Origin of the sequence: Vibrio mediterranei (genome assembly GCF_900088415.1) — a bacterium.
In the GTDB taxonomy this organism is placed as follows: Bacteria; Pseudomonadota; Gammaproteobacteria; order Enterobacterales; family Vibrionaceae; genus Vibrio; species Vibrio mediterranei.
Window position 1 is genome coordinate 137,835 of record NZ_FLLQ01000004.1, and the last position, 12,603, is coordinate 150,437.

Consider the following 12,603-nt stretch of genomic DNA (forward strand, 5'->3'; position numbering starts at 1 on the left):
ACTATTGTCCTTCACCATTCACTAAGCGACTTGCCATTATCTCCATCACTCTTCAAGCCTTAGGTCACTTTAAAATCGTCCTTATCCAAGTGGTGCTTTTTCATTTTCCGATAGAGCGTCTTACGCGGTAAGTTCAATTTGCTAGAGACGTCATTTATGTTGCCAGCCGATTCAATTAACGCCTCAGTCAATACATTGCGTTCGTATTGTTCCATCTGTTTTTCAAACGCAAACTCGGTCTCACTGGCGTCTTGTATTGGCGTTTGTAAATCAAAGCCATCACCAACGATGCCTAATACAAAACGATCCGCAACGTTACGTAGTTCCCTCACGTTACCCGGCCACTCATGACGCGATAGCTGTTGAATCTGTTCCGAATAAATCGTGGAAGGTCGAGTCTTGTATTTCTGACTCGCCTGGCCAACAAAATGCCTAAATAAACTCTGGATATCTTCTTTACGTTGACGCAATGGCGGCAGATTAAGACTGGCGATATTAAGGCGATAGAAAAGATCCGAGCGGAACTCGCCAGTATCACTTAATGCTGCAAGATCTGCCTTACTGGCCGCTACGACAACAATGTCCACTGGTATTAACTCATTCCCACCCACACGCTCAATGACTCGCTCTTGAATAACGCGCAGTAGTTTTATCTGTACCGCTATGGGCATACTCTCTATTTCATCAAGAAACAACGTACCCCCATTAGCCTGCTCAATTTTGCCAATACGCTTTTTGTTGGCACTGGTAAATGAGCCCGCTTCATGACCAAACAGCTCACTTTCAATAATACTCTCGGTCATTCCACCACAGTTGATAGCGACAAATGGTTTGGCTTGTCGGCGACTAAACTGGTGAAGTGCTCTTGCTACGACTTCTTTTCCTGTTCCTGTCTCGCCATTAATGATGGTATCCACCCCTATGTTAGCGAGCGCGAGCACTTGCTTACGTATGGTTTCCATCGCTTTAGATTGACCAATAATCACGGATTCAATCGCTTCGCTGTCGGTCGACTCCAGAGATGGGGTACTAGCGAGAGTTTGTTGCGCTTGTAACTGAGCTAAATCGAGCTTGGCGATCACCTCATCGGCATTAAGCGGCTTTTCGATAAAGTCGAACGCCCCCAACTTCATTGCTTCGATAGCCATCGGAATATCCCCATGACCACTCATCAATAAAACCGGAACTTGTGGCGCGCGATGTTGAATTGAGCTTAACAATGTTAGGCCGTCAACCGAGGGCATCCTGACATCACACAACACAACCGAGCGACTGTTATTGGTAAGTGATCGTAGCACTTTTTTTGGGTCAGTGAACGCCGTAACTGCGAAACCTTCAAGTTCTAGCATTTCACTTACTGCTTCTACTACGTCGTGTTCGTCGTCAATGAGGACGATGTGTTTTTGTTGTGTCATGATGGATTGCCTTGTTGCAGAGTCACAATAAACTCAGTGCCCTGATCAATCTCGGATTGGACGTGAATCGTCCCTCCAAAATCTTGAATAATGTTGTATGCAATAGAGAGCCCAAGCCCGAGCCCCTTGCCTGAACGCTTAGTGGAGTAAAATGGGTCAAAAAGATAGGGTAACTCATCGGCAGGTATGCCTTTCCCATTGTCCTGGACGGAAACTGAAACTGTTTTGGTGTCGCTCCAAATGGAAACCACCAATAGTGGTTCAGCGTTCCCTTCCACAGCGTCTAAGGCGTTGCTGACCAAATTCACCAAAACTTGTTCCAATCTAATGCTGTTGGCTCGAACCAAACAGTCCGGCTGCTGTTCGAACACAATCGATACCCCCTCTCTTCGGTTATCAAAGAGTTCAAGAGCATCTTCCACAACCTTGTTTAAGGGTACGTTTTCAAGCCTACCGTCACTTTTTCCAGCAAATGCTTTAAGGTGTCTGGTGATTGCTGCCACTTTCTCCAATAGCACTTCGATTTTTTGAAGATTGGTCATAGCGTTATCGGGGCGCTCTTTTTCAAGCCAACGCTGTGCACTGCGCACATGACTATTAACCGCGGTAAGTGGCTGATTGATTTCATGAGTAATCCCAACACTGAGCTGCCCCAGCGCCGCCAGTTTCCCTGCTTGAATCAGTTCGTTTTGGGTAATACGTAATTTTTCCTCTGCGGCTGTTCGCTCCACCACTTCCGCTTCCAAGCGTCGGTTGGTCTGTTTCACCACTTTCGCCGTTGACTGAAACACTTTGAGGTATTTAGCCATTTGCGTCACTTCGTCATTACCACGAATCGCCACTTCAGTATCTAAATGACCCGTCGAGATAGCGAACATGTTGTGTTTCAGTTGCTTGAGACGCTCAAGAATGTTCTTGCGAACATAGAACCAAGAGATACCTGCCGCAGCAAAAACACTAAACAAAGACAGCGCCAGCGATAACTGTTGATTTGAAAGCAGTGACTGCTGAACGACAGCTATTGAGTTATCGATATTTCGGTTGACCTTGTTCGTATTAGACTCAATCTGCACAGTTAACTGATTCAAATGGTCGCGACTATTTTGCAAGAAGTACTGCTCTTGATACCTATGATCTAGTGCTTTATTTTTCAGCACATAAAGGCGACTCGAGCTGGAAGATAAGTCGTAAATAATCGTGAGTTTTTGGTCAATATCAGGAAATGCTAACTTCACACCACTCTGTTGCCATAAAGCCCACCACTCTTGACCAATTTGCCTGATTCGGTAACTGGTATAATCGAGCTCGTTAAAACTGGCATCACTATACAATTTCTCCACCAGCCCTAGTTGGTAGTAGAGCTGCGATTTCATTTGTGTGTATTGAATTCGAGCTTTGGCTTCATCCGGCAATTGGTCCAACGACTGAGTAGCTTGTTTTAAAAGCGGGTAAAAGCCTTCCAGTAAATCCCGTAACTCTAGATTGAGTTGCTGTGATTCATTTTCACTTTGATGCAATAAGCTCAAGCTATTACTCACCTGAGCAATCATTTCTTTGTAATAGGAGTGGTAATCCGGAAACTGGATCATGATCTGATCCATCTCATCAATCGCACGTTCTATTTTCTCCATTGCTTGCTTTCGCTCTATATTCGAGTCGGCTTCACTGAGCTGAGATGAAGAAGTGATGATTAACCTAACTTTATCGTTCAATAGTGCAGCATGCTCCAACGCCGGTATTTTATTTTCTTTAAGAACTGTTAGCCTTTGATTGAGATCGTTGAAGGTATAGGTAGTAACTAGAGACAGTACCAAAGTGGTAATAGCTAGCATTGTAAACGCCAGAACCAAACGCAGCTCGATACCTCGCCATTTAAACCAATGCAGCCTTCTAAGGGAATAGAACCAGGATTGCCATAAGTGTTGGTAATAATGACCTAGTTCGCGCTCCTTTCTGTTCAATTTAACCGCCCTACGCGTGACCAATGATTAACATGCCATATAAAAACCCATAACAAATATTAAATAAACTATTCCTTCTTGGTTTTGAGAGCACGGTTTGCAATCCTTTATTCCCACAATAAAAAAAGCACAGCTCAAGTTATGAGCTGTGCTTTTTTAAGGTACAGAGAGTGGCGTATATTTTAGTAGGGACTACGACAGTACTTGCAGGTGCTTCAATCCGTCGGTTAATCCCGAAACAATCATTTGCATTGCTAGTGCAGTGAGCAGAATACCTGCTATCTTACCGATAATTTGAATCACTTCGGCGCCCAAGAAATCCATCACTTTCTTAATGTTGAGCATCACAATTAGGTTCACTAAAGAGATACCTAATACGATAGCAAGAATCATAAGCTGACCACCTATATGACCTGCGTCTGCTGATAGTGTCGTTATAGCGACAAGTCCTTGAGGTGTTGCAAAAAAAGGCATAGCTAATGGGGATATAGCAATACTTTTACTAAATGTTCCTACTGGGCCCTCATCACCTTTCGACTTTCCCATTACCATTTCAATAGCGTAAAGAAATAGGATAATACCACCAGCGATGTTCAACGACATGGTATCAATATGGAACAAACTTAGTAAAACACTGCCACCCAAAACGAAGAAGGAACAGATACTAGCCGCGATAATCGTTGTTTTGAATGCAATTTGACGCTGTTGTTCTTTAGTCATATTGATTGCGTATTTAGAAAAGACAATGGATATTTTCATTGGTCCCATTGTTGCGAGTAATAACGTTACTATATCAATCGTGCCTATAGCCATTATGGTAATCCTCATGTTATTGGAATTGCATGCAGGAAGACTAAATGCGTAGACGTATTTTGAACATCCCATTTATTGAGTTTACTAATCCCAATAATGGGAATGAACTATTTATTCAGTCAAAAGCAGTTATGAACTTTCTCTTTGTCCTTATTTTTCATGAAGTTAGCCTCAAAAGAATTCAACCTTCCATTCAAACCATCAGCAAGAATATGCTTAGTATATAACCTGTCACAAATTACCTTAATCCCAACCTTGGAATAACAGGTTACTTTTCATCAATCTCATAAATGGGAATAGCTAATGCTTAGATGGCAATATCGTGACCGTCTATCACTCATTAATATGGCGAAAGGCATACAAATAATGAGGAATTATATGAACAAATACGCTATAGCGTTAGCTGCACTTTCAATAACTAATTATGCGTCAGCAAATGAGGACTCAAATAATCCTTTTTCAAAGGTACTTTATTTCAAGCATGAATATACCGAACCTCTAAAACAGGTCGGTCCCGATGCCGACAGCAGTAACTATGGCAGTGGGAGCATTTTACAGGTTGGTAAAGGGTTGGGGAACTGGTTAGTTCGAGTGACGCTACCTGTAGTTCAGTCGTCCAATCACCAATCTTCCGCGATTGGGGATCTTAATCTATTAATTCCTAGAGCCTGGACTTTTGACAACGATGTCATTGTTGGTGCAGGGTTGAATATTACCTTACCCACACACACAGAAAACTATGCCGGTAGTGATTCTGTGGGGCTGGGATTTGGCATTGGTTATATGGACCCAGTCAAAGGAAGCGCATTCTCACACTCTGGACTACTCACTTACATTAACAGCGTCGATGACAACAGCTCACTGGATCAAGTTCACAAACTGGAATATACGCCATTCCTCTATTGGACATTAAATGATGGTGTCTACTTGCGCTCTACTGCCCCTATTAAGTTTGACTTTGTTGAACAGGAATACAACATTCCTATCGGTATTGGGGTAGGCAAAATCGTTGACCTTCAATCGAGTAGTTTTAACTTTTATGGTGAATTTCAACGAAGCCTATTTTATAAAGGTAATTCCATTGATGCTTTTAACCTGATGCTTGGTTTAAAAATCGACTTTAAATCATAAGGCCCAATAACGAGTCCCAAATTTGGGACTCACAGTTGCATTTGTATAGATATATTGCCTTATCAATTCGCAGTACTCTAATTACCACTAAATATCTCTATACAACACCAAAAAGGTTAACTGTGAACAGTTTCTATGATGATTATTACCTGTTTTGCAAAATAGCTGAACATGGAAGCATTAAAAGGGCCAGTGATCAGCTCGGTTTGCCCACATCCACGTTAAGTCGACGCCTAGCGAACTTGGAAAAAACGCTCACTGTAAAGCTGATCGACCGAAACGCCTTTAGTAATCAGTTAACCGTCTCTGGAGAACAATACTTCCAATCTCTTGCACCAGTTTTTGAATCGTTGGACTACGAACTAGAGCAAAGAAGAAAAGATATTTCCGATATCTCAGGGAAAATTCGCCTTTCAGCATCTAATTCAGTTTACCAGCAGTTCTTAGTCGAACACCTTAGTGAATTTATCGCTATTTACCCTGACATCGAGCTCGATATCACTACTGAAGGGTTGGTTGAAAAGGAACTGAATTCAAAAGTAGATATTGCTGTTTTGGTTGGAGAGTTGCCTAGCAAGTATTTCGTCGCTCGAAAATTAACAGAAGAGAAGCAGTGTATCGTCGCTAAAGGTGATGTAGATATTAGCGAGATTAAAAAGCCGAGAGACCTAACTAGGCATAAAATCGTTTCAACACAAGTTGCTGTACCGCCTGTGTACTACGATCATGACCTTAGATCGTTAATGAGTTTGGATTACAAACCCTTTATTACCGTATCTGATCTGAACATGGTCAAATACACCGTACTGCATACCAACTATATTGGGATCTTGCCGGAATATATGGCAAAACAAGAAATCGAAGCTGGGCAGCTAAAGCGCGTCTTACCTGACGTGTTCAATGAAAAGATTCCTTATTACCTTGCCTATCGAAAAAAAGCCGATATCCCACGAAGAGAGAAAGCACTAATTAACTTCATGTTTGACAAGTTCGGTTAGTGCTGGCGACTCAGAGAGCTAGCGAACCACAAGGGCTCGGTAGCTCTGTATAGAAAGGTCAATTAGCTCGCTTTCGATGTGTCTTTATCACCATCAATGAGCTGATATTGGACTTTAATAGCATCCGCTATTTTCTCAGCCACCATAATAGTGGGTGCATTGGTATTGCCTCCGATTAAAGTAGGCATAATGGACGCATCCACTACTCTAAGATTTGCCAGACCATAGACAGACAGTTCACTATTTACCACTGCCAAAGGGTCGTCTTCGGTACCCATTTTGCACGTCCCAACCGGGTGATACTGAGTATCAGCACGATTACGGATATCTTGCTCAATTGCGGCGTCATCGTCAGGGTCGACAGGATAGAAACTCGCTCCGCGAACGTCATCAAACGCCTCACTTTGCAGCATCTGATACTGTTTTTTCCAACCTTTGATCATCACTCTCATATCGTCAGGATCTTGGAAGAAAGTAGGGTCGATACTTGGAACGTCGTAAGGGTCGGCGCTATTTAGGGTTACCGTGCCGGTACTTTTCGGCCTAAGTAGCGTTACGTGAGAACTGAATCCATGGCTCATGTGGATTTTTCGAGCATGATCGTCCACCACCGCTACGACGAAGACAAACTCTAAGTCAGGCACATCGACGTCGATATCGGAGTACAAAAACCCGATACCTTCGGCGAAATTACTGCTGAGCTTGCCTTGACGCTGCTTGAACCATTGAGGCACTGCTTTACTAGCCTCCGACGCCATTTTTAGTGATACACCAAAGGTGTCACGTTTGGCCGTAGTTCGGTATGAGTGCACCAAGTCGATATGGTCTTGCAGGTTCTTACCTACTCCCGCCAAGTCATGCACTTGGTCGATACCATGTTTGTCTAGCTCTTGCTTAGGACCGACTCCTGATAGCAACAGCACTTGCGGAGTACCAAACGCACCAGCGCTTAGAATGACTTCTTTATTGCAGTAAATTTGGAAACGCTGCCCTTTCATTCCATACTCTACACCAATCGCTCGCTTTCCATCGAACAACACCTTATGCGTGGTGGCTTTGGTGAGCACGGTTAAGTTCGGACGATTAAGGTTTGGCGTTAAGTAAGCTTTTGCCGCACTGCACCTCTCACCGTTTAATTGTGTCACCTGCGTTTGCATAGCACCGAACTGTTCAGCACCGTTCACGTCATGGTTGGTCGGCACGCCAATTGACTCGCACGCTGATAGGTATCTTTCCACCATTGGGCTAGGTGATCGCAAGTCAGCGACGTTCAGCGGCCCACCTTGGCCATGAAATTCATCGTGATGAACTTCATTGTTTTCTGCTTTTTTGAAATACGGTAGACACTCATCGTAGCTCCAGCCTTCATTCCCTAATGATGCCCAAAGATCATAGTCATAACGGTGACCACGTGCATACATCATGGCATTGATTGAGCTCGAACCACCCAAGGTCTTCCCTCTGGGTTGATAACCCTTACGACCATTGAGTCCAGGCTGAGGAACGGTTTCAAACCCCCAGTTGTTGATTTTGGTTGGCATCATCACAACACAGCCAACGGGCGTATGAATAAACGGACTGGTATCTTTACCTCCGGCTTCTAGCAAACAAACATTCACAGTAGGGTCTTCTGATAGCCTTGAAGCAAGCACGCAACCTGCTGAACCACCACCGACAATAATGAAATCATAGCTGTCCATCGACTGCCTCCATCACATCCAATGGATGCAGTTCGCGTTTCAAGATCTTTCCTGTTGCCGTCATTGGCAGTGATGCTCGAATAAATACACGGCGTGGATATTTGTAATCAGCAAGTTGACTACGGCACCACGCTACCAAGGTTTCGCCATCACTGGTGCAGTTTTCATGCAACACTACGTGAGCATGAATTTCCTCACCAAGTCGCTCATCATGCTCACCGACAACAGCCACCATTTCTACATCCGGATGACACATCAGTACTTCTTCAATCTCACGTGGATAGACGTTATAGCCACCGCGAATGATCATATCTTTCACTCTATCGACAATGAATAAGTTGCCGTGCTCATCAAGTCGTCCAATATCACCACTCCAGAACCAACCATCACGTAACGCTTCTGCACTGGCTTCGGCTCTGCCGTAATAGCCTTTCATAACACTTGGGCTCTTAATGCACACTTCTCCTAACTCTCCAATAGGCAGCGCATTACCTTGAACATCAGATATCTTAATCATATGACCGCATAACGGCTGACCTACACTACCTGGTAAGCGGTCACCGTCGATATGATTGAAAGTAGCAACGGGCGCCGTTTCCGATAAGCCATAGCCTTCCAAGACAGGTAACTCAAAGCGCGATTCGAACTGACGAATCACCTCTACTGGCATGGACGCCCCACCAGAAACACCCAGTCTCAAGCTATGTTTAACCTGTTCAGATTGCTCTGGTAATTGGTCACCCACCGTCAACAGAGCGATATACATGGTGGGTACACCCGCAAAGACACTAACTTTGTGGTCGATGATTTGTTGAATAACCAACTTAGGATCAAAGCGAGGAATGAGCACAATCGACGACCCCGTAAGCACACTGGCGTTCATCATGACGGTTTGACCAAAACTGTGAAATAAAGGTAGGGTCGCCATCGTGGTATCGCTGTACTCTAGTCGCATTAAATACTGAGAAGACATTGCGTTTGCCAGCATATTAGAGTGAGAAAGCTCTGCGCCTTTCGGTTGTCCTGTCGTACCCGACGTATAAAGAATGACTGCAGTATCGTCCCCTTGCATTGCTGCAGATTCAAACACTTGCGGCGGTTGTTGCAACCACTGCTCTAATGAGTGTTCACTCTCATCAGCTGTCATTATGGGTATGAAGTGTTCACAGCTGTCCACTTGAGAAAAGCCCAATCGTCCGTATTGCTCACTTGGCTCCATGTCTTGGTTTTCAAAACAGAAATACGCTTTAGCATCAGAGTCTTGCAAGTGGTAGGCGATCTCCCGATTCTTAAACAGCGTGTTGAGCGGCACGACCACGCAGCCTGCCTTTAAAATTCCGTAATAAGCGATGGGGAAATAGGTAACATTAGGACACGAAAGCGCCACTTTGTCCCCTTGTTCTAAGCCAAGTTGCTTGAGGTTGTGAGCAACAGTGCTAGCCGCACTCTCCAGTTGTTGATAGCTGATCTCCTCTGCGCCCATTCTGAGAGCAGTTTTGTCCGGGAAGAGCGCAGCACTGCGCTCAAGATTAACAGCAAGGTTATGCATCCGAGGTCTCCTTGTAGGTGTACCACGCCAGTAAATACTGGCGCGCCGAAGATTCTTAAAATGGTCCGTTGTTAGTGGATTAGGTTATTCGTGTTATTTTGAGGAATGGGTTTTGAGGTCTGGGTCTGGCTTACCAACAAATACGCGCAGCACCAACTTCTGAACAAGATTGCCGTAAGGCGGAGAAAAGAGCTGGATAGGAAACCACTCTCTCATTTGCAACACTGTGCGTGCATGGCTCAACTCACGAAAACCTTCTTCGCCGTGGTAGTTACCAATACCAGAGTTACCCACACCACCAAATGGCACCGAATGGTTAAGTACATGCCAGCCCCAATCGTTTATGGTGACACCGCCACTATGAGTTTGATTTAGCAGCGCTTCTCGTTGCTGCTTGTTGTGACTAAACAGGTAACAAGCTAACGGCCTTGGGCGCTCAGTAATGTATTGCATCACATCATCAATTGACCGATAACTATGAACTGGCAATAACGGCCCAAAGATTTCTTCTTGGCAAATACGCATACTAGGATTGAGGTTGGTGGCGACAAAAAGCGGCATTTTTCGGCCTTCTCCCAGCGATAAGCACTGAGTAATATTTGCCCCTTTGAGTCTTGCGTCTTCCAACAGAGCAATAAATCTTTGGTATTGTGCATCGTCCACCAATGACGTGTAGTCTGCGTTGTCTTTAATCTCCCCGTACATCTTGATGTGAGCTTGTTTTAGCGCTTCTACAAATGCATCGACCTTGCCTTCTGGAACAAACGCATAATCCGGAGCGATACAAATCTGTCCTGAGTTAAAGCCTTTGCCATGAGCAATACGGCTTGCTGCTTTCTCAATATCGTAGTCATCAAAAACCACCACCGGAGACTTTCCGCCCAACTCTAACGTCACAGGCGTTAGGTTAGCCGCCGCATTGGCCATTATGGTTTTGCCGCTATTTGGTGAGCCGGTAAAGACCAGATGGTCAAACGGCAAGTGAGAGATTTCCATCGCTTCTGGATGCGTACCATCAACAATTCTGACTAGATCTGGCGCGTATATCTCGGCCAACATTTTTCGCAGAGCCTTTGTGGTTGCCGGACAGTTAGGCGGCATCTTAATCATGCAGCGATTACCTGCTGCCAACGCAGTAATCATCGGGCCAATAGAAAGATAAAGCGGAAAGTTCCAAGGACAGATAATCCCCACCACACCTTTTGGTTGATAGCGAACCTGTAACTTATTGCCTTTAAACAACCATTCCGTTGGGCGACTTTTCGATTTCATCCAGCTTTTCAAGTGGCGATTAACATGGTTGATATCGAGAATAGGTGCTAACACGTCAGCCATTAATGACTCGGTATGGCTGCGTCCGCCAAAGTCATCACTCATTGCCTCCGCTAATACCGATTGATATCGCGTTAGCTGTGTTTTGAGAGCCTGCAATCTCTGTTTTCGCACAGCAAGTGAAGGGTTGGTCTCTTGTTGGTATGCGGTTTGAAGCTCAGAAAACCAAGTATTAAGCTCGCTCACTTCGACACTTTCGCATTCAGAACTTACATCTTTTACCCAATTAATCATTTCGCTCATTTATTAATCTCGCATTGAAATTTGCCTCATTACAACATTCTGATAACATTGAGCACAGGTTACATTGAGACAAAAAGCGGTGAAATTCGGACATTGTTCAGACATTGAGAGCCCACAATCACGCTAACTTATTGAAAGTCGCCTATTAACCTTTTTGGAGAAGTTGGATGCAATACACGGCAGTTTATGAGCCAGATACTCAAGCTTGCGGGATTTTAGATCTTCAGCTTATGGCGCGTTATCTCGACAGTCGCTTTGCCACCGAATCATTATTTGAGGGAACGACCGTCACTTCTTCCCAACTCAATCAACCAGATACACAGCTCACTTTTGCTCAAAAGATGGCTATCTTCAGCAACGCACTCACTCAGACAAATGAAGCGGGTTTAGGGCTCCAAGTGGGTAAGCAAGCAAGGTTCAGTGATTTTGGAGTGTTGGGTTATGCGGTGTTCAGCAGCAACACCATGCTTGATGCTCTTATGATGGGGTTTAAATACCTTCGTCTGGCCGGCCCAGTGCTTAAAAAGAAAATGTGGGTCGAAGGTAATGTCGGTTATTTTCGCGCCGAGCAACTTATCGATTTAGACGAACTACTGCCGTTTTGCTCCGAGTACTGGTTCACTGCCATTCAAAATTTGTGTGAAGAGGTAATGCAGCAGCCGTTCCCGTCGACATTGATTAAATTCCCCTTCCCTGAGCCAGAATATGGTCACTTATACGAGCAAGTTTTTCATTGCCCCATTGAGTTCGATAGTGATTGTTTGGAATGGCAGTTTGACGCTACGGTACTTTACGAGCCTCTGCCTGCTGCCAATGCAATGACGCTGAAAATGTGTTTGAAGTCTTGTGATGAAATGCTGGAAAAAGCCGAAGGCGGTACCAGTTTGCAAGAGAAAATCAGCCAGATATTTATCGAACGTCTAGGCAACTATCCATCCATTGAAGTCTTGTCTTCCGAGTTGGGCATGTCATCACGTACGCTGCGCCGTCATTTGAAAGCAGAAGGGACCAGCTATCAACAGGTGCTTGATAATGTGCGCTATCGACTGGCCCGCCACTACCTGCTTACTACACAAATCACCATGGAAGAGATTTCAGAGCGAATTGGTTTTTCTGACAGTGCCAATTTTCGGCACGCATTTAGGAAATGGAGCGGGTGTTCGCCGAAGGAGTTTCGTAAGGCAGGTGAGCAATAGGTGCTCTACTGTTGTTCGTCTTAATACAACCCGTCATTTCCTTGAAAAAGGAAATCTCCTGCCACAAGTGAGTCCCTACCTTGTTCTCAAAAAGAAAACGAATGTTTGAGCTGTGTTGAAACTGTTTGAATGGAATAAAACAGTGAGTTCGGTGTGCGTTGGGAGTAGATTCCTGCTCGAAGGCAGGAATGACGGTGTGTTTGAGGACGGAAAGTACTCGAAAGTTCAAATAACCCGTCATTTCCTTGAAAAAGGAAACCTTCTG

General features: G+C 44.6%; 9 protein-coding genes. 3 read left to right on the forward strand and 6 right to left on the reverse strand.

From position 1 onward, the window contains the following. Positions 1–59: 59 nt before the first annotated feature. The 3 genes from VME0621_RS13140 to VME0621_RS13150 form a co-directional block, all read right to left on the reverse strand. Positions 60–1,415 (reverse strand): sigma-54-dependent transcriptional regulator, encoded by a 1,356-nt coding sequence (locus VME0621_RS13140; RefSeq protein WP_062460835.1) that lies wholly within the window; start codon positions 1,413–1,415, stop codon positions 60–62. Then, a complete protein-coding gene (locus tag VME0621_RS13145; RefSeq protein ID WP_099046326.1) occupies positions 1,412–3,301 on the reverse strand; it encodes a sensor histidine kinase in 1,890 nt (629 codons plus the stop codon). Before VME0621_RS13145 ends, VME0621_RS13140 begins: the two co-directional genes overlap by 4 nt. A gap of 267 nt (positions 3,302–3,568) precedes the next feature. After that, positions 3,569–4,189 carry a MarC family protein gene (locus VME0621_RS13150; RefSeq protein WP_062460828.1) on the reverse strand — a complete coding sequence of 207 codons (621 nt, stop codon included), beginning with the start codon at positions 4,187–4,189 and terminating at the stop codon, positions 3,569–3,571. 378 nt (positions 4,190–4,567) lie between these two features. On the opposite strand from VME0621_RS13150, the gene VME0621_RS13160 reads away from it, so the two are divergent. Both VME0621_RS13160 and VME0621_RS13165 read left to right on the forward strand, forming a co-directional pair. Continuing rightward, a complete protein-coding gene (locus tag VME0621_RS13160) occupies positions 4,568–5,320 on the forward strand; it encodes a hypothetical protein (protein ID WP_062460822.1) in 753 nt (250 codons plus the stop codon). A gap of 122 nt (positions 5,321–5,442) precedes the next feature. Beyond that, a complete protein-coding gene (locus VME0621_RS13165; protein WP_062460819.1) occupies positions 5,443–6,318 on the forward strand; it encodes a LysR family transcriptional regulator in 876 nt (291 codons plus the stop codon). 62 nt (positions 6,319–6,380) lie between these two features. Here the strand turns inward: VME0621_RS13165 and VME0621_RS13170 are convergent, their stop codons facing one another. The 3 genes from VME0621_RS13170 to VME0621_RS13180 form a co-directional block, all read right to left on the reverse strand. Beyond that, entirely contained in the window at positions 6,381–8,018 is a 1,638-nt protein-coding gene (locus VME0621_RS13170) for a GMC family oxidoreductase (RefSeq protein ID WP_062460816.1), read from the reverse strand. Next, positions 8,005–9,567 carry a long-chain-fatty-acid--CoA ligase gene (locus tag VME0621_RS13175; protein WP_062460813.1) on the reverse strand — a complete coding sequence of 521 codons (1,563 nt, stop codon included), beginning with the start codon at positions 9,565–9,567 and terminating at the stop codon, positions 8,005–8,007. The genes VME0621_RS13170 and VME0621_RS13175 overlap by 14 nt, the downstream gene beginning before the upstream one ends. A gap of 93 nt (positions 9,568–9,660) precedes the next feature. Further along, positions 9,661–11,142 carry a coniferyl aldehyde dehydrogenase gene (locus VME0621_RS13180; protein WP_062460810.1) on the reverse strand — a complete coding sequence of 494 codons (1,482 nt, stop codon included), beginning with the start codon at positions 11,140–11,142 and terminating at the stop codon, positions 9,661–9,663. A gap of 167 nt (positions 11,143–11,309) precedes the next feature. Between VME0621_RS13180 and VME0621_RS13185 the strand changes: the two genes are divergently transcribed. Then, on the forward strand, positions 11,310–12,338 hold the full coding sequence (locus VME0621_RS13185; RefSeq protein ID WP_062460807.1) for an AraC family transcriptional regulator: 1,029 nt from the start codon (positions 11,310–11,312) through the stop codon (positions 12,336–12,338). Positions 12,339–12,603: the final 265 nt, after the last annotated feature.